This is a genomic window from Acidobacteriota bacterium (assembly GCA_039028635.1).
Lineage (GTDB): Bacteria > Acidobacteriota > Thermoanaerobaculia > Multivoradales > JBCCEF01 > JBCCEF01.
In genome coordinates, this window is record JBCCHV010000011.1 from 59,283 (window position 1) to 80,652 (window position 21,370).

15 protein-coding genes are annotated in these 21,370 nt (G+C 66.4%); 7 read left to right on the plus strand and 8 right to left on the minus strand.

The genetic code is table 11. From position 1 onward, the window contains the following. Positions 1-396: 396 nt before the first annotated feature. The gene (locus AAF604_06770) at positions 397-1,632 is read left to right on the plus strand and encodes a PQQ-dependent sugar dehydrogenase (GenBank protein MEM7049342.1); all 1,236 of its coding nucleotides are present in this window, start codon (positions 397-399) and stop codon (positions 1,630-1,632) included. Between the two features lie 57 nt (positions 1,633-1,689). Here AAF604_06770 and AAF604_06775 read toward each other — a convergent pair whose 3' ends face one another. Continuing rightward, on the minus strand, positions 1,690-2,811 hold the full coding sequence (locus AAF604_06775; GenBank protein ID MEM7049343.1) for an alpha/beta fold hydrolase: 1,122 nt from the start codon (positions 2,809-2,811) through the stop codon (positions 1,690-1,692). A gap of 108 nt (positions 2,812-2,919) precedes the next feature. Between AAF604_06775 and AAF604_06780 the strand changes: the two genes are divergently transcribed. The 4 genes from AAF604_06780 (at position 2,920) to AAF604_06795 (ending at position 8,007) form a co-directional block, all read left to right on the plus strand. Then, the gene (locus AAF604_06780; GenBank protein ID MEM7049344.1) at positions 2,920-3,636 is read left to right on the plus strand and encodes a CPBP family intramembrane glutamic endopeptidase; all 717 of its coding nucleotides are present in this window, start codon (positions 2,920-2,922) and stop codon (positions 3,634-3,636) included. Beyond that, a complete protein-coding gene (locus tag AAF604_06785) occupies positions 3,633-4,874 on the plus strand; it encodes a sodium:proton antiporter (GenBank protein MEM7049345.1) in 1,242 nt (413 codons plus the stop codon). The genes AAF604_06780 and AAF604_06785 overlap by 4 nt, the downstream gene beginning before the upstream one ends. Then, positions 4,871-6,550: a hypothetical protein gene (locus AAF604_06790; GenBank protein ID MEM7049346.1), complete on the plus strand. Its 1,680-nt coding sequence runs from the start codon at positions 4,871-4,873 to the stop codon at positions 6,548-6,550. Before AAF604_06785 ends, AAF604_06790 begins: the two co-directional genes overlap by 4 nt. Before the next feature lie 206 nt (positions 6,551-6,756). After that, positions 6,757-8,007, plus strand: a complete 1,251-nt coding sequence (locus AAF604_06795; GenBank protein MEM7049347.1) for a phosphatidylserine decarboxylase family protein — start codon at positions 6,757-6,759, stop codon at positions 8,005-8,007. A 25-nt stretch (positions 8,008-8,032) separates the two neighbouring features. Here AAF604_06795 and moeB read toward each other — a convergent pair whose 3' ends face one another. Further along, the gene (gene moeB, locus AAF604_06800) at positions 8,033-9,196 is read right to left on the minus strand and encodes a molybdopterin-synthase adenylyltransferase MoeB (protein ID MEM7049348.1); all 1,164 of its coding nucleotides are present in this window, start codon (positions 9,194-9,196) and stop codon (positions 8,033-8,035) included. 4 nt (positions 9,197-9,200) lie between these two features. Further along, on the minus strand, positions 9,201-10,046 hold the full coding sequence (locus AAF604_06805) for a rhomboid family intramembrane serine protease (protein MEM7049349.1): 846 nt from the start codon (positions 10,044-10,046) through the stop codon (positions 9,201-9,203). 136 nt (positions 10,047-10,182) lie between these two features. Between AAF604_06805 and AAF604_06810 the strand changes: the two genes are divergently transcribed. Next, positions 10,183-10,584: a DM13 domain-containing protein gene (locus AAF604_06810; GenBank protein ID MEM7049350.1), complete on the plus strand. Its 402-nt coding sequence runs from the start codon at positions 10,183-10,185 to the stop codon at positions 10,582-10,584. Positions 10,585-10,602: 18 nt separating this feature from the next. On the opposite strand, the gene AAF604_06815 is transcribed toward AAF604_06810, so the two are convergent. Together AAF604_06815 and AAF604_06820 are read right to left on the minus strand one after the other, a co-directional pair. Next, a complete protein-coding gene (locus AAF604_06815; GenBank protein MEM7049351.1) occupies positions 10,603-11,373 on the minus strand; it encodes a queuosine precursor transporter in 771 nt (256 codons plus the stop codon). An 85-nt stretch (positions 11,374-11,458) separates the two neighbouring features. Continuing rightward, the gene (locus AAF604_06820) at positions 11,459-12,034 is read right to left on the minus strand and encodes a DUF1272 domain-containing protein (GenBank protein MEM7049352.1); all 576 of its coding nucleotides are present in this window, start codon (positions 12,032-12,034) and stop codon (positions 11,459-11,461) included. A gap of 151 nt (positions 12,035-12,185) precedes the next feature. Here AAF604_06820 and AAF604_06825 point away from each other — a divergent pair, with 151 nt between their 5' ends. Next, a complete protein-coding gene (locus AAF604_06825; GenBank protein MEM7049353.1) occupies positions 12,186-13,151 on the plus strand; it encodes a helix-turn-helix domain-containing protein in 966 nt (321 codons plus the stop codon). Between the two features lie 31 nt (positions 13,152-13,182). On the opposite strand, the gene AAF604_06830 is transcribed toward AAF604_06825, so the two are convergent. From AAF604_06830 to AAF604_06840, 3 genes are read right to left on the minus strand one after another with little or no spacing between them, the layout of a single operon-like run. After that, positions 13,183-16,341, minus strand: a complete 3,159-nt coding sequence (locus tag AAF604_06830; GenBank protein MEM7049354.1) for an efflux RND transporter permease subunit — start codon at positions 16,339-16,341, stop codon at positions 13,183-13,185. Positions 16,342-16,357: 16 nt separating this feature from the next. Beyond that, the gene (locus AAF604_06835; GenBank protein ID MEM7049355.1) at positions 16,358-20,029 is read right to left on the minus strand and encodes an efflux RND transporter permease subunit; all 3,672 of its coding nucleotides are present in this window, start codon (positions 20,027-20,029) and stop codon (positions 16,358-16,360) included. After that, positions 20,026-21,162: an efflux RND transporter periplasmic adaptor subunit gene (locus AAF604_06840; protein MEM7049356.1), complete on the minus strand. Its 1,137-nt coding sequence runs from the start codon at positions 21,160-21,162 to the stop codon at positions 20,026-20,028. Before AAF604_06840 ends, AAF604_06835 begins: the two co-directional genes overlap by 4 nt. Between the last annotated feature and the right edge of the window lie 208 nt (positions 21,163-21,370).

A 21,370-nucleotide genomic window follows, 5' to 3' on the forward strand; every position in this document is an offset into this window, starting at 1 on the left:
GTGACCCCGCACCGGGAAAAGGTTTACTGGGCTGGCGAGATTCGTTCTCATGGGCACCACTGCACCACCCCGAGTCAACCGAACCAGAGCCTCACCGAGCCCAGCCCGGAAGTCATGACCAGGGCCTGACAAGGGACTGTCGAAGCGCTGACCGGTTGCGGATAAGCCGATGAATCGACTGGAGTTGCAGGGGAGGATGCGGCGAGGGTCCGGCGGCGGCCGCGGCAGGCCCGCCGCAGCGTCGAGGACTGGTCTCACGAGCTACTCAAAGAGTTCTCAAGAGGCAATATGGCGACGCCGCGATATGATCTCGGATCATGGCTCCTCGGGACCGCCGCAGGAGCTGGCCGATCAGCATCTCCCTGACCTCAACTCCAACACTGCTCGGAGGAGCGCATGCAGAGTAAGAGCCGATTCCTGTCCAGCCTCGCCATCGTGATCGCCTGCGGTCTGACCTCGGGAGCGCCGTCGGCCAGCGCTCAGATCCCTTCTGACCTCGCCCTCAACGCCTTGCCCTTCGGTGTCTCGACACCGGTGGCGGTACGCCACGCCGGCGACGGCTCGAACCGCCTGTTCATCGTCGAGCGCAGCGGAACGATCCGAATCTTCGTTCCCGGCACCGGCCTCCTCGGCACGCCCTTCCTCAACATCACGAGCGAGGTCGACACCTTCTTCGAGGGCGGCTTCCTCGGCCTGGCCTTTCACCCGAACTTCGCCAGCAACCGCTTCTTCTATGTCAGCTATACCCGCGACGGCTCCGGCGGTGACGACCTCGAAACGGTGATCGAGCGCTATCGCGTACCGGCCGGCACTCCCAACGATGCCGACGAGAGCACGGCGTTCGAGATCTTCACCCTCGGCCAGCCGGCCGGCAACCACAATGGCGGCGACATCCACTTCGGACCGGACGGCTTCCTCTACATCAGCCTGGGGGACGGTGGCGCTTCGAGCGGCACGTCCCAGAGCACCAGCAATCTGCTCGGCAAGATGCTGCGCATCGATCCCTGCGACACCGCCTCCTGCGCCGCCCCCTACACGATTCCCGCCAGCAATCCCTTCGTCGGCTCCGCCGGCCAGGACGAAATCTGGGCCGTCGGCTTGCGCAACCCTTACCGCTGGAGCTTCGACCGGCTGACCGGCGACATGTTCATCGGCGACGTTGGCGAGGGCTCGCGCGAAGAGGTCTCGTTCGAGTCGGCCAGCAGTGGTGGCGGAAGCAACTACGGTTGGAACTGCCGCGAGGGCAACATCCCGGGGCCGGGCGGATGCAGCGGCAGCTTCGTCGAGCCGATCCTCACCTACACCCACGTCAACAACAACTGCTCGATCACCGGCGGGTACCGCTACCGCGGCTGCATTCCGGGCCTCCGCGGTACCTACATCTTCGGCGATTTCTGCAGCGCCAAGGTGTTTTTCGGCACCGAAAACTCGCCCGGCAACTGGAGCTTCACCGAGTGGGACGACCTCGGCGGCAACATCTACGGGTTCGGTGAGGACGAGGCCGGCGAGCTCTACCTGCTGCAGGGCAGCAACGTGCTGCGTTTCGAAAGCGCCAGCTGCGTTGCCAACGCCATCTTCAGCGACGGCTTCGAGTCCGGCAACACCACCGCCTGGTCCACCACCGTTCCCTGATTCTCGCCCCGGGCTTCTGAGCTTCGACCTCCCCGAGCCGGTCGCGTCGCGGCCGGCTCAGTCGCTGCTCGCCTGCCCGAAGAAGCGGTCGAGGACGTCCATGAACCACTGCGGATAGGCGCCTTGGAGTCCGATGTGGCCGCCGCCGGGGGTGGCGAGCAGCTCGACGCCGGGGTTGGCCTCGGCAGCCCGGCGCAGGTCGGCCATCACCACCGGACCGAACAGCGGATCGTCCTCGGCGGCGAGTAGCAGCACCGGCCCCGCGGCGCGCGCCAGGGAGGGCAACGGATCCGCCGCCGCCAGCGGCAGCGACGGCGGCACCCCCTGGGATTCGGCGAGGTAGAGCATCATCGACGCCACCGGCCCATCGGCCCCGAGGGCGATGCCCTGATCCTGCAGGCGATCCCGCAGCAGGCGCCGGAAGCTGAGATCGAGCAGACCGAGGGAGCGCCGTTTCCACCATCGGATGGGAGCGGTGAGCTCGCCGAAGACCGTCTCGAGGGCGGCCGGCGGCGAGATCGCGACCACCCCCGCCTCGGGCGCTCCCGGCCGACCGGCGGCGTGGATGACGTCGAGGGCCCCGAGGCTGAAGCCGACCATGCCGATCTTGCGCTCCGGCGCGATGAAGCGGCTCCAGCGCAGCAGATCGGAAGCTTCGACCAGACCGAGGGTGGGCAGCCATTCCGGCGACAACAGACATCCGTGCCAGCGCATGTCCGGGATCAGCACCCCGTAGCCGTGAGCCGCCAGAGCCTCGCCGAGGAAGCGCACATAGGCACTGTTGCGACTGTCGTAGAGGCCGTGCACGACGACCACCAGGGGGCGCTGCGGCTCGCCCGGATAGTGATAGGCCCAGAGCGGCGGCGCCGCGTCGACGGCGATTCCACGCAAGGCGGTGAAGCCCGCCGGCGGTTGCTCGACGCAGGCGCGAGCGGCGATCTGGTCGGCATTCTTGCGCGCCAGATCTCCGCGCACGACGCGAAAGGTGCTGCGGAAGGCCCCCTCGCGCCGCGCCGGCACCGGCCCGGCGGACCGCACACAGCCCCAGAACTCGGCACCGGAGTCGGACGCCGAACAGTCCCAGGGAGTCGGTGACGGCAGCGGCCGCAGGCCACTGCAGCCGGCGGCCAGCAGGCCCGCCATCAAACCCAGGAGCTGGCCGCGGAGGTTTCCCAACATGGCAACAGTATGGGCTTCGGAGGACCGATTCACAAGCTCCTGTGCTAGCCTCAGGCCGCCTTGATCCAGCCGCTGGAAGCACCGTCATCGCAGGATCTTTCCCCGAACTTGCGCTCTTGGGGAGCGTTCGCCTCCCTGGCTTTGACGGCCGTGCTGTTCGTGCTCTACAGCCTGCTGCAGGCTGCCGGCCTGGCGGCCGTTTCGATCGCCGAGGCCAACACCGGTGGCAATCCCTTCGCCGGCGTCACCAACCACTTCGGCACCATGCTGTGGGCCGGCATTCTGATCGCCGCCCCGATCACCCTGGCAGCGATCTACTTCCTGGTTCGCGTCCGCCGCCCGCAGGGCGTCCTGGAGTACCTCGGCTGGGTTTCCTTCCGCTGGCCCGGCGCCCTCCTTGGCCTGGCCGCCATCCTGGCCACCAGCTTCACCTTCGATGCCCTCTCCCGCGGCCTCGATCGGCCGCCGATTCCGGCCTTCGTCGAGATGGCGATGACCACCGCCGGCTCCCTGCCGGCCCTGATCTTCGCCATCGTGGTGGTCGCTCCCCTCTTCGAAGAGGTCCTCTTCCGCGGCTTCCTGTTCACCGGCCTCGCCAACTCCGCCGCCGGCACCTGGGGAGCCGTCTTGATCACCAGCCTGCTGTTCAGCGTCATCCATCTGCAGTACGACCTCTTCGACATGAGCTCGATCTTCATCCTCGGATTGATCCTGGGAGCGGTGCGCGCCCTCACCGACTCGACCCGGCTGGCCTTCCTGCTCCACGCCGCGGTCAATCTGTTGGCCGTCGGCCAGGCCGCCCTCTACCTGTGGGGTGACGCGTGAGCCTGTTCGCGGCGGCGGCGGTGCTGATCACCCTGACGGCGGTGCTCGCCTGGCTCAACGAGCGCACCCTCAAGCTGCCGCCGGTGATCGGCGTCACCGTCGGTGGCTTCCTCGCCTCGCTGGCCGTCCTGGCTCTCGGCTCGGCCGGATTCTCGGCCGAGTCTTGGGCCTCCGAGCTGCTGGCTCGCATCCCCTTCGACGACCTCCTGATGGAAGGCCTGCTCAGCTTCCTGCTGTTCGCCGGCGCCCTGCACGTCAATCTCTCGGACCTGCTCAAGCAGAAGTGGACGGTGCTGGCCCTGGCCACCATCGGCATCCTCCTGTCGACCTTCCTGATCGGTGCCGTCATCGCCTTCGTGCTGCCCCTCTTGGGCATCCAGATCCCGTTCATCTACGCCCTCCTGTTCGGCGCCCTGATCTCGCCGACGGACCCCATCGCGGTCCTCTCGATTCTCAAGAAAGCCGGCGCCCCGAGCGGCGTGCGCGCCCTGATCACCGGTGAGTCGCTGTTCAACGACGGCGTCGGCGTGGTGGTGTTCGCGGTCATCGCCGGCATCGCCACCCAAGGGGCCAGCGCCTCCTTTGGCGACATCAGTCTGCTGTTCGTCGAAGAGGCCATCGGCGGCGTCATCTTCGGCCTCGGCCTGGGCTTCGTGGCGTACCAGATGCTGCGCCGGGTGGACAACTACGCGGTCGAGGTCCTGATCACCCTGGCGACGGTCCAGGGCGGCTACGGCCTCGCCGGTGCGCTGCACACCTCGGGCCCCATCGCGATGGTGGTGGCGGGTCTCTTCATCGGCAACCGTGGCCGACTGCTGGCCATGTCCGAAACCACCCGCGAGCGCCTCGACGGCTTCTGGGAGATGGTCGACGAGATTCTGAACGCCCTGCTCTTCCTGCTCATCGGCATGGAAGTGTTGATCCTCGACGTCTCCGGCGCCAAGGTGTTGGCCGGCCTGGTGGCGATCCCGATCGTCCTCGGCGTCCGGCTGCTGACCGTCGGCACGTCGATCTCGGCGATGCGCTTGCGCCGCCCCTTCCCCCCCAACACCGTGTCGCTGATGACCTGGGGCGGTCTGCGCGGCGGTATCTCGGTGGCCCTCGCCCTGTCCCTGCCGGCGAGTCCGGAGCGTGATGTCCTGCTCACCGTGACCTATGTCGTGGTGTTCTTCTCGATCGTCGTCCAGGGGCTCACCGTCGGGCCCCTGGTGCGCCGCCTCGGCCGAGGCACGGAATGAGCCGACTCCTCCTCCTGGGCCTGTGCCTGGCCGTCGCCGCCGCTCTGCCGGCGATCGGCGGAGAAAGCGAGCCGGAGCCGCCGATCCACGAGCGCGAGCCGCGTTTCGCCGTTCCCGACGACCAGTCCCTCGAGGCTTCGGGAGCGGTCATCGGCGACATCATCATCCGCGCCGGCAACGTCTTCGACACCAGCGATCCGGCCGAGAACAACACCATCTTCCGGCTCGCCAATCGGCTCCACCGCACCACCCGCGACCCGGTGATCGAGCAGCAGCTCCTGTTCCGCTCCGGTGAGCCTTTCTCGCGCCGCCTGCTCGACGAGTCGGAGCGTCTGCTGCGCTCGACCCGCTACCTCTACGACGCCCAGATCCGGCCGGTGCGCTACCGCAACAACCGGGTAGATCTCGAAGTGGTGACGCGCGACGTCTGGACCTTGACGGCGGGTCTCGGCGTGTCGCGCAGCGGCGGCGAGAACAGCACCCGCTTCGAGATCCAGGACACCAACTTCCTCGGCACCGGCCGGGAGCTCGCCATCGAGCGCACGGACGACGTCGATCGCACCCGCCAGCTACTGTCCTACAAGGACCGCTACCTCGCCGGGAGCCGCACCCAGCTCGAGCTCTGGCTGGCCGAGGCGAGCGATGGCTCGCTGCGCCGGCTCGAGCTCGAGCGCCCCTTCATCTCGCTCGATTCGCACTGGGGCTCGGGCCTCTTCGCGCGCTCCGAAGAGCGCGTCGACCCGCTCTATCGCGCCGGCGAGGAGGTCGACCGCTTCCGCCTGCGACGCGACTATGCGGAGATCTACGGCGGACTCTCCCGCGGCCTGGTCGATGGCTGGACGCGGCGCCTGACCGCCGGCTACACCTTCGATCGTCGGCGCTTCGACGATGCCCCCGATGAAGAGCCGGCCTTCCGGCTACCGCCGGATCGCACCCTGTCCTACCCCTGGATCGGCTTCGAGGTGGTGGAGGATCGCTACCTCGAGACTAACGACATCGACCAGCTACAGCGCACCGAAGACTTCTTCATCGGCCGCCGCGCCCACGCCCGCCTCGGCTGGGCGGCGGAAGCCTTCGGCAGCGACCGCGACCGGCTGGTCTTCGACAGCGGTTTCTATGCCGGCTTCGAGCCCACCGAGCGCGGCCTGTTGCTGATTTCCGGCGACCTCTCGACGCGCTGGGCGGACAGCCAGGAAGAAGACCTCCGCGCCTCCCTCAAGGCGCGCTACTACCAGCGCAACTTCGGCAACAACCTGTTCTTCGTCTCGGCGGAGGTCGACGCCACCAGCAACGCCGATCAGGACACCCAGCTCCTGCTCGGCGGCGACAGCGGCCTGCGCGGCTATCCGCTGCGCTACCAGGACGGCGACCGGCGTTTCCTGCTCACCCTCGAGCAGCGCTTCTACACCGACTGGCACCTCTTCCGGCTGCTCCACATCGGCGGCGCCGTCTTCTTCGACATCGGCCGCGCCTGGTTCGACGGCGAGCCGCGTGAGCTCCCCGGCAGCCCCACCATCCGCGACGGCGTGCTCAAGGACATCGGCATCGGCCTGCGCCTGTCTTCGAGTCGCTCCGGCCAGGGGTCGATGATCCACCTCGACGTCGCCTTCCCCCTCGACCGCGACGGCTCGATCCGCGGCGTCCAGTGGTTGGTCTCGACCCGCGACACCTTCTGAAGCCCCTCGCCGTCGGCGGCGACGCCCGCGTCGCCCCCCCTCTCCCGGCCCGGTCCGCGGGTCGCTGAAACGAATCGGCCTTCTCGATCATATTTGAGTGCGACCTCAATTAAGGCGGCGGCGGCGCCGATCACGGCGCGCCCCATCCGCCGGCCTCGGGGTCCCATGGGTTGGAATTTTCATCTTTGATCCGGGAGGAGTCTCGAATGTCCCAAGCACTCGCCGTCGCCGCACGCAACTCGCACCAGCTCACCGACCCCGAGAGCATCGAGCGGGTCCGCTCCGCGGTGTTGGAAGAAGTTCACCGCGTCATGCATCAGAAGCCGATCCATCCGGTGATCGAGGACTTCCAGCAGTTGATCGCCAGCGATCCGGTGGCGCGCATGATGATGACCGAGATGATCCGGGAGATCCCGGACCAGTACAAGGCGCACCATCCCAAGACGGTTGAAGAGCTGCTGCTGCAGCTCAATGCCGTCTTGACCATCGCGCCGCCTTACATTCCGCCCGGCCACGGCGAAGCGACGGCCCTCGTCGGCACCCCCTTCTCGGCGATCCTGATCTGGACCATGGGAACGCCCTCCGGTTTGGCGGCCTACCGCTACCCTGCGATCAACGCCATGTTCCGACGCCTGCTGCTCGCCTGGACCGGCTTCCTGGACTCCACCGACTCCCGCTACGTGCTCAATCCCGGTCCCATCGGCTGGCAGAGCGAAGCGGCGCAGAAGCAGCTCGACATGGAGGACTACGTCTACGAGCCCGACGCCAAGTACTGGGGCTTCAAGTCGTGGAATGACTTCTTCACCCGTCCGGTGAAGCCCGGCAAGCGGCCGATCGCCGATCCTCACGACCCGCGGATCATCACCTCGGCCTGCGACTCTCAGGTCTATCGCATCGCCCGCGACGCCAAGCGCTCGACCCCCTTCTGGGCCAAGCGCGAGCCCTACTCCCTGCACGACATGCTCGACGGCAACTACGTCGAGGAGTTCGTCGGTGGCGACGTCTACCAGGCCTTCCTCAGCCCGTTCAACTACCACCGCTGGCACAGCCCGGTGGCCGGCAAGGTGGTCAAGGCCTACATCAAGGAAGGCCTGCTGTTCAGCCAAGACTCGGCCTGGGGCGAGGACCCGACGGACCAGGATCACTCGGAGGGCTACATCGCCCACGTCCAGACCCGCGCCCTGATCTTCATCGAAGCGGACGACCCGGTGGGCCTGATCTGCGTCATGCCGATCGGCATGGTGGAGATCTCGACCTGCGTCATCGACCCCGAGATCCGGCCCGGCGCGCGGGTCGAAAAGGGCCAAGAGCTGGGTTACTTCCAGTTCGGTGGCTCGACCCACTGCGTGCTCTTCCGCCCCGGCGTGATCAAGGAGTTCACCGGCCACGGCCCGAGCACCCCCAACGGCAGCGACGGCTCCAGCTACCTGGTGGGTCAGGTGATCGCGAAGGCCTAGCCCGAAATCTGGTGAGAAGGTCGGCCTAGTAGCGCGGCACGGTGGGGTCGATGCGCCGGCTCCAGGCATCGATCCCACCGGCGAGGTTGACCACCCGCGACAGCCCTTGGCGACGCAGGAAGTCGACCGCCTGGGCGGAGCGCACGCCGCCGTGGCAGTAGACCACCGTCAGGGTGTCGCGATCGAGACCCTGCCAGCGGCCCGGTAGCTCCGCCAAGGGCAGGAGCTCCGCCCCGTCGAGACGGCAGATCTGGTACTCCACCGGATTGCGCACATCGAGCAGATGGAGCTGCCGGCCGGCCTGCAGCCAGGCCTGCAGGGTTTCGACCTCGATCTCGTCGAGCAGTCCTTCGTCCATCGTCTCGTCTCCCTCGCCGGCAGCTTCCGTGCCGCAGTGCAGGTCGTAGTCCATCAGCTCGGTGATGGTCGGCTCGTCGCCACAGACCGGACAGCCCGGGTTCTTCGGAATGCGCACTTCGCGAAAGCGCATGGTCAAGGCGTCGAGGGTCAACAGCCGCCCGAGCAGCGGCTCGCCTTCGCCGAGCACCAGCTTGATGACTTCCGTCGCCTGGATCGAGCCGATGATCCCCGGCAGCACCCCGAAGACCCCGCCTTCGGCACAGGACGGCACCAACCCGGGCGGCGGCGGCTCTGGGAAGAGGCAGCGATAGCAGGGCCCGCGCTCGCCCCAAAAAACCGCCGCTTGCCCCTCGAACTTGAGCACCGCGCCGAAGACGTTGGGCTTACCGGTCAAAACGCAGGCGTCATTCACCAAGTAGCGGGTGGCGAAGTTGTCGGAGCCATCGACCACGATGTCGTAGTCGGCGATCAGGTCGAGGGCCTGCTGCGACTCGAGGCGCAGGCCGTGGGCCTCGAGATTCAGGTGAGGGTTGACCTCCTGGAGCCGCTCGCCGGCGGCGACCAGCTTGTCGCGGCCGACATCCCCCTGACCGTAGAGCACCTGGCGCTGTAGGTTGGTCTCGTCGACGCGGTCGAACTCGACGACTCCGAGGCTGCCGATTCCAGCGGCGGCGAGATAGAGGCCGATCGGCGAGCCCAGACCGCCGGCGCCGACCATCAGCACTCGCGCTGCCTTGAGGCGCCGCTGGCCCTGCGGACCGACCTGCGGCAGGATCAGGTGCCGCCCGTAGCGGCGGACCTCCTCACGGCTCAGCTCGGGAAGGGTCATGGCGTCACAGGGAGCGCAGCTCCGCCAGGCCGGTGACCAGCGAGAACAGCACCGCGGCCAGCGAGGCGGCGAGCAGCAGCATCGCCATCAGCAGATGGTCGACGCGCTCGCGCTTCAAGGGATCGAGCAAAGCCGCCATGCCGAAGCCGCCGAGAAATCCGCCGAGATGGGCCCAGTTGTCGACCGCCGGCATGATGAAGCCGAAGGCGAACAGGATGGCGGCCCACAGCCAGGCCTGGCGACCGACCTCGGTACTGCCCTTGCGGCCGTAGAGCACTAGCGCCCCGAGCAGGCCGAAGATCGCCGCCGAGGCCCCAACCGTGAAGCTGCCGCGCCCCAGGATCAGGGCCAGCGGTGGAGCGACCAGCGGACCGAAGCTGCTGGCGGCGAAGCCGACGACGCCGGCGACGACATAGATGATGATCATGCGGCCGGCACCGTAGATCGAAGCCACCGCCGGGCCGAGCTGGCGAATCCACAAGACATTGAAGAAGATGTGGAGCAGTCCGCCGTGCAGCCAAGAGGCCGAGAGCAGCGTCCACCAACGGCCGCCCTCGACCACCGGCAGGGTGCCGCTCGCCCCGAAGGCATAGAGGCTCAACGGGCTCGGGCTGAGCATGCCGCCGAGGTTGCCGGTGTCGGCGATCAGCGTGGCGCCGTAGAGGAGAGCACAGCCCCACATCACCAGCGGCACGAATCCGAGGTCTTGGCCGAGGCGCCGCAGCAGCGGTCCATAGCCCCACATGCCGGGATTGCGCCGGCCGCAATTCCAGCAGGCTTCATCCTGGACCCCGGTCAACTTGCCGCAGGAGGGACAGACGACGGAACCGGAGGTTTGGCGACGCAACATGAAAGCGATTGTAACGGCCGATCTGCTGCGCTGGAATCGCCGTATACAGGGTCGCCGGGAAGATCAGGTATTTTCCGGCCTTCGAGCCCGCAATTCCCTCCCCGCCGACCGGCGGAATTCCTTCAGGAGCCTAGCCATGATTCATCGTGTGTCGATTCTCGTCCTGCTCGCCCTCGCCTTCGTCGCCCCGCTGATCGCCGCCGAGCCGGTGGCCTCCGGCGAATGGAGCAAGAAGAGCTTCCGCATCGACGGAAGCTGGCAGATCGTCGACGAAGGCGGCAGCCTGTGGGTGGTCCTCGACGACTCCTTCAAGACCAAGAAAGCGCCCGACCTCAAGCTCTTCCTGTCACCCAAGAGCCTCGCCGAGGTCGGCAACCGCAACGCCACCGACGGCTCGGTGCTGATCGCTCCCCTGGACTCCAACCGCGGCGCCCAGCGCTACGCGATTCCCAAGGGCACCGACCTCGCGGCCTTCCAGACCCTGTTGATCCACTGCGAAAAGTACTCGAAGCTGTGGGGCGGAGCCGCCCTCGAGTAGGCCCGGCGCCCGCGAGCATCAGCCGGCGCGCACCGGAGGGCCGGCCTCCTGCCAGTCGGGAACCGAAGTCCCCCAGGATCGGGCCCAGTAGATGAAGGGCGTGTCGAGGATGGCGATGATCACCTTGAAGACGTACTTCACCGCCGCCAGACGAAGCGCCGTCGGCAGGTCGAGAACGGCCCACCACACCACCAGCGAGTAGATCAGGGTGTCGATCGCCTGGGAGACCACCGTCGAGAGGGTGTTGCGCAGCCAGAGGTGGCGGCCGCCGGTCTTCTCCTTGAGCAGATGGAAGAACCACACGTCGTGGCTCTGGCTGACCAGATAAGCCACCAGGGAGCCGAGGATGAATCGCGGCGTGAAGCCGAACAGGAAGGCCAGCGCCTGGTGGGCATCGACCGCTAGCTGATGGGCCTTGCCCGCCTCGCGAGTCGGCAGGAACATCAGGCTGAGGGCCATGAACACGATCACCAGAATGCTCACCGCAAAGCCGATGCGCACCGCCCGGTTGGCCTCCCGCCGGCCATAGCGCTCGCTCAACAGGTCGGTGGCGAAGTAGATCCCCGAGTAGAGAATCACGCCGAGACTGGTGGTCATGCCGAACACCGTGGTCAGCTTCGGCCCCTGCAGGTTGCAGAGCAGCACATTCAAACAGATGACGGCATAGAGACCCTGCTTGCCGAACAGGCGGTACATCAGCAGGGTGAAGGCGAGATCGAGGGCGACGGTCAACACCCAGAGCAAGCTCTGGTGGGCGGCGAAGAAGTCGCTGAAGGCTTGCGGGAGCATGCGGCAGTCTAGCCCGGAGCTCACCGCCGACAGAGTCCTTCCCGAGAAAAAAGTAGGGAGGGCGGTCCCCCGCCCTCCCACGCGATCACACCGAAGGGGGATGCTCCCCGCCGGGAAGGACAGATCCCTCGCAGGGCAGCGCCTTGGTGAAAGCATCTTTGCGACGAATCTTCGTGCCCTCGAACACGAACAGGTCGCAACCGCGGATCTCGAGGCGCCGGCCGTCGCCGTCGGTCCGGTGGTAGGACCACTCGCAGACGGCGCGGTTCCCCAGCACCAGCACCTCCCCGGCCGAGGCATCTTCGAGATCTTCATAGGCCAGCATGAGCCGAAAGCCGCGCTCGACCTCGCGGCGACCGACATAGGTCTGGCCCGGCTCGGGGCCGACCGAAGCGCAGTAGACGCAGTCGTCGGAAATATGGCTCAGGAGTCCCGCGACGTCGCCCCGCCGCCAGCAGTCGTTGAAGGCTTCGACGCGCCGTCGGACCTCTACCTCGAGGCCCGGCCGTCGAGGCCGAAGAACCAGCTCGCCGCCGCAGTTCGGGCACCGGCGATCGGGCTCCGCGCAGGTGCCGCAGAAGGTGCAGCCGAGCCAGCAGACGAAGGCCAACCCCTCTTCCGTCAAGGGCGTCGGGCAGAGCTCACAGACGTCCTTTCTCATCACGGCTCCCCCGGACACCCGTCCAGGCCCGCGGTGAAAGCGTCAGCTCCGCAGCTCGAATCCACCGGCTCGTTCCTCATGACTCGAAGGATGGCAAGGCTCATCGACGCCAAAAAGTGGCATATTCGTCAAACTACGATACACTTACGCCATGACACACCGCATCGCGACGGCCATCTATGACGGACTGCTCGCCTTCGAGCACAGCATCGCCGCGGAGATCTTCGGCTGGGAACGGCCCGGTCTCGGGGTGGATTGGTATCAGTACAAGGCCTGTCGCATCGAGGACGGACCGCTCCACAGCAGTCACGGGATGCGCTTCGATCCGCCCGGCGATCTCCTCGATGTCGAACGCGCCGACACCATCCTGATTCCAGGCTGGCGGTCTCCGCTGGAGCCCCCTCCGACGGACTTCCTCGACATCCTGGTGCGCGCCCATGGCCTCGGCAAGCGCCTGGTGTCGATCTGCACCGGCGCCTTCGCCTTGGCCCACGCCGGCCTGCTCGACGGGCGCCGCTCGACCACCCACTGGATGCACGTGCCGAAGCTCAAGAAGCACTTTCCACGCACCTTGGTCGACGAAGACGCCCTCTACGTCCACGATGGCGAGATCTCGACCTCGGCCGGCTCCGCCGCCGGCCTCGATCTCAGCCTGGCGATCGTGCGGCAGGATTTCGGGATCCGGGTGGCCAACACCATCGCGCGGCGCATGGTGGCGCCGGTGCACCGCGAAGGCGGCCAGTCCCAGTATGTCGAGATCGGCAAGGCGGCCACCGAGCCGAATGGCTTCGGCAAGGTCCTCGACACGCTCCTCGATCGCCTCGACGAAGAGCTACCGGTCGAGCAGCTCGCCTGCGAGTTCGGTTACACGCTGCGCACCTTCCAGCGCCGCTTTCGCGAGATCACGGGGCTGTCGCCGCACCGCTGGATCAGCCAGCAACGGGTGGTCAAGGCGCGCGAGCTTCTCGAGCAGACGGACTTCAGCATCGAGCAGGTGGCTTCACGCTCCGGCCTGGGTTCGGCGGCCAACCTGCGCAAGCACCTCGCCCGCCATCTGGCGACCACGCCGCGGGCTTATCGCTCGGCCTTCCGGGCGGAAGATCGAGCAGGTTGCTGAATGAGCCGCCCGGCGGCTCATTCGGCAACCGCTACTCGGCCGGTGCCGGCTCGGCGCTGCCGAAGTTCCGGAACACCCGCCGGAAGAGCTGCATGAAGCGCTCGCGGGCGTCGTCGAACAGGGTGTAGAGCACCGGAACCACCAGCAGCGTGAGCAGCGTCGCAGTGGTCAATCCACCGATCAAGGTGTAGCCAAAGCTCTTGTAGGAGATGCCGATCTCGCTGGTCCTGCCGAGGGTCAGGGGAATCATGCCGAAGATGGTGGTCAGGGCGGTCATCATGATCGGCCGGAAACGCCGCCGCGCCGCGATCAAGACGGCTTCGGAACGCTCGTGTCCCCAACGTCTCAGGCGGTTGATGTAGTCGATCAGCACAATGCCGTTGTTGACCACCACGCCGATCAGCAGCACCATTCCCACCATGCCCAGGAAGTCGATGTTCTTGCCGGCGATGATGTGCCCCCAGGCGACGCCGATACCGGCGAGGGGAATCGTGAAGACGATCGACAGGGGCAGGATGAAGCTCTCGAACAGAAAGCCCATCAGGAGGTAGATGAAGAGGATCGACATCAAGGCCGCAAACCCCATGGCAGCAGTCTCTTCGCCGGTCGTGTTGGCTCGACTGCGGCCACCGAAGACAACTCCTTCCGGCAGGTCGATGCGGTTCTTGAGGGCAGTCAAGGCCTTGCGCGTATCTTCCTCGCTCCCCTCCTCGAGCTCGAGGGTGATGGTGCGAGCCATGCGCTTCTCGCGCCGGAAGATCGACTTCGCTCCGGCGGTGTACTCGACGTCCGTCAAGGACGCCAGCGGCACCATCGAACCGGTCTCCGTCGGCACTCCGAAGTCGGACAGCTCGGCCAAGCTCTCGCGGTCCTCTTCTTCGAACCGCACCCGCACCTGGATCTCCCGTCCATCGGCGTAGAACTTGGGCAGGGATTGGCCGCGCAGGGCATAGCCCACCACCCCGGCGATCACCTGCGGATTGACCTCCTGCTTCTGCGCCCGGTCGCGGTCGACCACCAACGACAGCTCGTTGGGTTGGCGTTGACTGCTGGAGAGCTTCTTCACCCCCAGCACGCCGTCGACGGAGGCGAAGACATCCTCGAGATCCTCGACGATGGTCTCGAGCTGATCCGGGTCTTCGCCGTTGAGGGTGATCGCATAGATCGACTCGTCGTCGGCGCCGGACTCGTCCTCGGACCCGGTGTAGTACTCCACGCCGGGAGCCTCCGGCAGCGCCTCGAGGACCGCCTCGGTCACCTGACGGGGGGTCATGTCGTTGGTCCGCTCGCTGGGGAACCAGCCCTCGATCTCACCCCAGTTGGTGCGATGGAAGAAGAAGTGCCCTTCGAGCCCCCAGTCTTCCTGATTCGCCAGCATGATCTCTTCCACCTGCAGGAAGAAACGCTCCGTTTCCTCGAAGGAGTAGGTCTGTGGCAGCTCGATGTCGATCTCGAACCCGGGGCGCTCGTCTTCGTCCTGATCGACCACCTTGAGCTCGCGGCCGCCGGCGGCGATGCCGGTGATCACCGCCACCCCGAGAATGCCGAGCATCAGGTCGAGGCGGCGGCGCAGGAAGAACGACAGCAACCGGCCATAACCGCGATTGATGCGTTCGAAGGTGGCGTCGTAGGCGCGCGCCAACACTCCGTTGACCCGCTTGTGGCTGCGCTGCATGAAGCTGTCCCGGTGGTCACCGCCGTTCGCCGGCAACGTCAGGTAGACGCTCAACGGAATGAACACCAGCGCCACGAACAGCGACGCCAGCAGCGAGACGGACACCGGAATCGCCATCCGCAGCAGGAAGAACTGACCTTCGCCTTCGACCAGCGACACCGGCAGGAAAACGATCACCGTGGTGAGCGTCGCCATGGTGACGGCGAGGGCGATCTCGCTGGCGCCGCGGATACAGGCTTGGCGCCGCGGCACGCCGTCCTTGTGCATGCGATAGATGTTCTCGGCCACCACCACCGAGTTGTCCACCAACAAACCGATACAGATCATCAACCCGAGGAGCGACAGGATGTTGAGGCTCTCGCCAGCGAAGTACATGACGGTCAGGGCGATCAGCATCGACAGCGGCACGGACAGCGTGATGATCAGCGTCATGCGCGCCCGGCGGAGGAAGAAGAACAGCACCGCGACGGCGAACAGGGCGCCGATCTTGCCGCTGTCGAGCAGGGTGCCGAGGGACTCGAGAATCACCGACCCTTGATCGAAAAAGACCGTCATCTCGACGCCCGCCAGGCGGGGATCCTCCTGCATCTTGTCCACCAAGGCGTGAACCCGGCGCGACACTGCGAGGGTGTTGGCCTCGCCCTCCTTGAACACCTGGAGAGCCACCGCCGGACGACCGTTGACCCGCACTCGGTACTTCTTGTCCGGCTCCTCATAGGTCACCGAGGCGATATCTCCGACTCGTACCGAGGGTGCCACCGAGCGGTTGCGCACGGCGTCAAGATCGGGGTACCGCGCCACCGAGCGCAACAGCAGCTTCTTGCCACCGGAGTACACCGAGCCACTGGCGAGACTGAAGTTGTCGCTGCCGAGGTCCTGGGCGATCTCGTAGATGTTGAGGCCCGCCGCTTCGGTGCGCTCACGGTCGAGCTCGATCAGGATTTCCTTCTCCTCGAGCCCCTGTGGGTCGACCTTGGCAACGCCGTCGAGGCGCTCGAGGGGCATCTTGATGCCCTTCTCGATCAGGTCGTAGCCGTTGGTCACCGTGGGATCGATCCCCAGGCCGACCATCGCCACCGGAAAGCCCGAGGAATCCTCCTTGCGGATATAGACCCGATCGGCATCCTCCGGCATGCGAGCCCGCGCCCGCTGGACGCGATCGCGCACCTCGCGGTACGCGATGTCCATGTCGGTGTTCTGTTTGAAGGACAGAAAAACTCGACCGAAACCGGTGGTCGAGAAGGAGCTGATGCGATTCAGCCCCTTGACAGTCGCCAGCTCCTCTTCGAGGGGCAGGATCACCTTGTCGAGAACCTCCCGCGCCGGCGCATCGCTCCACGGCACGTTGACCGCCAGGAACGAGGCCGTGAAGCCGCGCGGGAAGAGCTCGAGAGGAATCCCGACCGTCGACACCAAGCCCACCACCAGGGTGGTGGCGAGGAGCACGAGGACGGTGATGCGCCGATCGAGGGAGAACTTGGGAAGCAGACTTTCCAGGCGCGTGCGTTTCTTCATGAGGTCACTCTTCTGTTCAGGTCAGGGCCGTTTCCGGTTCCGAGTAGAGCCCGCCGGCGGCCTCTTCGGTAGCCTCCTCGCGCCCCAGCAGGCGCGACTGAATGCGATCGAAGAGGGCGTAGACGGCCGGAACGATCAGCAGCGTCAGCGCCGTCGAGACCACCAGCCCGCTGATCACCGCAATCGCCATCGGGGTGCGGATCTCGGCGCCGTCACCGACCCCCAAGGCCATCGGCAGCAAACCGAGGACGGTGGTCGCGGTGGTCATCAGGATCGGTCGTAGACGGGCCTCGCCGGCGGTCACGATGGCGGCGTCGCGACTCAGGCCTCGGCCGCGCAGAGTGTTGATGTAGTCGACCAGCACGATGGCGTTGTTGACCACGATCCCCGCCAGCATGATCATGCCGAGCACCACCACGATCGACAGGCTGATGCCGAGAATCTGCAGCGCCAGCACCGTGCCGAGGAAGGCCAGGGGGATGGTGAACATGATCACCAGCGGCTGGACCAAGGACTCGAACTGGGCCGCCATGATGACGTAGACCAGGAAGATCGACAGCGCCAGGGCGAGATAGAGACTGCCGCGGCTGCGCTGCCACTCTTCGTTCTGGCCGGCGATGTAGTAGGTCATGTCGGATGGCCAGTCGACCTTGTGGGTGAGGGCGTTCTCGATTGCCGCCACCGCCCCACCGAGCGAACCCTCGCCGATGTTGGCGTTGACCAGGGCAACCCGTCGGCCATCGACCCGGCGCACCTCGCTCGGGCCTTCTCCGAGGGAGACGTCGGCAATCGAGGCCAGCGGAATCGGCCGGCTGCCGGAGGGGTTGACCACCAGCGCCCGCAGGTCTTCCACCGACTCACGATCGTCCTCGCCGAGGCGCACCAGGATCGGCACCCGCCGGTCCTGCAGATTGAAGCGCGTCGCCTCGAAGCCCTTGACCTGGTTGCGCACCAGCTCCGCCGTGCCGCGCAGGTTGAGGCCATAGCGCAGCAGCAGCTCGCGGTCGTAGACGATCTGCACCTCCGGCGCGCCGCTCTTCAGGGTCACCTCGACATCGGTGAGCTCCGGCAGGGACGCCATCATCGCTCGCACCTCTTCACCCTGACGCTTGAGCTCCGCCAGGTTGTCGCCGTGGACCTCGACCTCGATCGGTGTCTTGGAGCTGAACAGCACCGGACGCACCACCCGCGCATCGAGATCCGGCACCTCTGCCAGGCTCTGCCGAATGCGGGCGATCACCGCCTCTTCGCGGGCCCTCAGATCGGTTTCCCGCCACAGGCGACCGGAAAGGAACCAGGCCACCTTCTGGCCGAAGCCGATCTGCGGACGATCGAGCAACACCTTGAAGCGAGCGGTGTGCTCACCCTCGTCGGAGCGCTGCGAGTTGGCGGCGTCGAAGCCGACCGTCAGGATGAGCGCCTCGATGCTGTCGCGCTCCGCCAGGATGGCCTGCTCCACCGGCTCGAGAATGCGATTGGTCTCCTGGATCGGGGTACCCACCGGCAGCGCCACCTCGAAGGTGAACTCTCCCTGATGGACCTCCGGCAGCAGCTCGTTGTCGAGCTCGAGGGCAATCGCCACCGAGCCGGCGATCAACAGCAGGGCCACCAGGGCCACCGTGCCGGTGTGACGGATCGCCCAACGCAGCACCGGCGGATAGGTGTTGCGCAGGAACCCCAGCGCCCCCTCGGTGATCTTGCTGGGCAAGAACATCAGCACCTTGAAGACGATTCCGAGGAACGGCAGCAGCACTCGCCGCAACAGAACCCCGAAGAGCAGGCCGCCACCGATCAACAGCTTGGCGACGAGCTCGAAGACGGATCCCAAGACCAGGCGAAGCAAGAAGTAGAGCAACACCAAGGGCAGGCTGACGATGCGCCCGAGACGAGCCAGGACTCCGCCCTGCCCGAAGCGACCTCGGTAGGCCGCGAAGTCGCGGCGGCAGGCGCCCCAGGTTTCGAAGCTCGAGAACACGCCGTCGCTCAGCTCGCGCCCTTGGCGAATGCCCTGGCGGCTGGCCAGCATCGGAATCAGAAACACCGCCACCAGCAGCGAAGCGAGCAGCGAGATCACCACCGCCAGACCGAGATCACCGAAGGCCTCGCCGGCGATGCCCTCGACGAAGACCATCGGGAAGAACACCGCAATCGAGGTCAGCGTCGAGGCGATGACCGCAGCGCGCACTTCGCCGGTGCCACGCACCGCCGCCGGCACCACGTCGTCGCCCTCTTCGCGACAGCGGAAAATCGATTCGAGCACCACGATCGAAGAGTCCACCAACATGCCGATGCCGAGAGCGAGACCGCCCAGGGACATGATGTTGAGGGATACCCCGAGCACTTTCAGGGGTCCGAAGGTGATCAGCAACGACACCGGAATCGACACCGCCACGATCAGCGTGGTCTTGACGTTGCGCAGGAACACAAAGAGCACCAGGATGGCGAGAATGCCGCCGATGATGGCGGTGTTGCGCACCTCGTTGATGCTGCTCTCGATGAACAGCGACCGGTCCGCCACCACCTGCAGCTTGGCGCCTTCGTTGACGAATAGCTGCTGCGCCAGCCCCGCCGCCTGCTGACGGCCGCCGGGGCCACCCCGTTCACTCGCCGAGGCTCCCGCAGCGGCCTCTTCATCGATCTCCCCGAGACGGAGTCGCACTCGCTTGGCGAGGGCGACGATGTTGGCGTCCGCCTCCTTGAAGATGTCGATCTGAACACTCTCGCCGCCATCGGTACGGGTCTCGATCTCCCGCTCCTTGTGCGACCACTGGACGGTGCCGAGGTCGCGCAGGCGAACGTCCCGGCCGGCGAGGCGCGCCACCACCGTGTTCTCGATCTGCCCGATGTCCTCGTACTCGTTGAGGGTTCGCACCATGTACTCGGTGCGCCCTTCTTTGATCGTGCCGCCGGCGACGTTGATGTTCTCCTGCGACAGGCGATTGATCACGGTCTGGATCGACAGGCCGGTGCGCGACAGCTTCTTCTCGTCGATCAGGACGTGGATTTCTTCCTCGAGACCGCCGCGCACTCGCACCGCCGCCACCCCGGTGACCGGCTCGAGGGCGCGCTTGATCTGCAGATCCGCCAGGCGCCGCAGGCGCCGCAAGCCCTCCTCGTCGGCGAAGCGGCCGCCGGCGCCGGAGAGGGAGAGCTCCATCACCGGGTCGAGGGACGGGTCGTAGTGCAGGATCAGCGGCCGTTCCGCCTCGTCCGGCAGAAAGACCAGGTCGAGGCGCTCGAGGGCATCCTGGGTGGCATCGGAGATCTCCGTGTCCCAGGAGAACTCCATCACCACATCGCTCACCCCGGAGCGGCTGATGCTCGAAATCCGGCGCAGGCCGCCGATCACGCCGAGCGCTTCCTCGATCGGCCGGCTGATGTCGTTTTCGACCTCTTCCGGCGCCGCCCCCGGGTAGGTGGTGCGCACCGTCAAGGTGGGATAGGTCAGCTCCGGCATCAGGGTCACCGGCAGGCGCCCGTAGGACATGAAGCCGAACACCGCCAGGGCGATGAACACCATCAAGACCGCCACCGGTCGGCTGGTCGTGAAGCTCGACAAACGGCTTCCGCGATCGTCCTCTCCGGGATCTTCGGGTTCGAGATCGACCGGCTCGCGGGCCGTCGTCTCGACTCCCGGCAGGGTCTCTTCGCCGCTCACCCGCGGCGCATCATCGTCGTGAGTGCTCATTCCGCAACAACCTGTCCCTCGGTCGCCTCGGGAGCCATTGCAGCCTGCACCACACGCACCTCGGCGCCGTCCTTGAGACCGGCCTGCCCCGCCACCACCAGGCGGTCCCCGGCCGCGATTCCGGCCACCGGCTCGATGTTCTCCTTGTCTTCGAGGGCGGCTTCCACGATCACCCGCTCGACCGTCATATCGTCCGCCAGGCGATAGACGAAGATCTGGTCCTCGTCATAGACCAGCGCCCGCTTCGGCACCAGCAGGGCGTCATCGCGCACCGCCGTCACCAGCTCGACATCGACATACATGCCCGGCCGCAGGCCGCCCCGAGGGGGTGTCGAAACGGTCACCTTGACGGTGCCGCTCTGGGGATCGACGATCGGCGCCAGGCGCTGCACCCGGCCGCGGAAGCTGTCGCCCTGCAGGGCCGGTGCACTGATTCGGGCGTTCTGACCGATCTCGACCCGGTGGAGCACCTTCTCGGGTACGTAGACCCGCGCCACGATGGAATCGAAGTCGACCATCTCGAACAGCGCCTGATTGACCGTCACATAGTCGCCGAGGCTGACCATGCGCGCCGTCATGGTGCCGGAGATCGGCGCCCGCACCTCGGTGTAGGAGAGCTGACGCTGGGCCTCTTCGAGCTCGAGCTTGAGCTGCTCGAGATCGTAGGTGGCGTCATTGAAGGCCTGCTCGCTGATCAGCTCGTCGGCATGCAGGCGCTTCTGGCGCTCGTACTCGCGGGAGGACTTGTCGTACTGGCTCTGCACCTTGGCCAGGCGGGTGCGCTGCTCTTCGTCCTGCAGCCGCACCAGAATCTGGCCCTTGCGCACCCGGTCCCCTTCTTCGACCCGCAGCTCCTGAACCCGACGCGCCGCCTCGGCGAACACGGTCACCGAGTTCTCGGCCTCGAGATTGGTGGAATAGCGCAGGGTCTCCTCGATGGCACCCCGGCGGAGCTCGACGACCTCCACCGGAACGGTCTCGTCTTCCTTTTCGTCCTCGCCCGCCTCACCATCGGCGGCCTTCTCAGCGGTCGTCGCCTCGGCAGCATCGGTGTCGCTACCAGCGCAACCGGTCTGGGTCATGACGAAGGCCGCCATTAGCAGGACGAGCAGCAGCGTCTTGACTGAATTCATAGCTCTAGATCTCCCCAATATCGGCCGCTGAAGTGGCCGCGAAGTGTCTTCCTGGTCCTCAAAGCCTGGGTGCGATTACCGTCGCTATCGGTACTACGCCTCGCAACCAGCGTTTGTTTCTTCGCCCCCTCGAGCCGGCCTTCATCGCCATCGCGGGGCTTGACACCAGCGCCCGACAACCCTACCATTCAAACGTTCGTTTGAAACG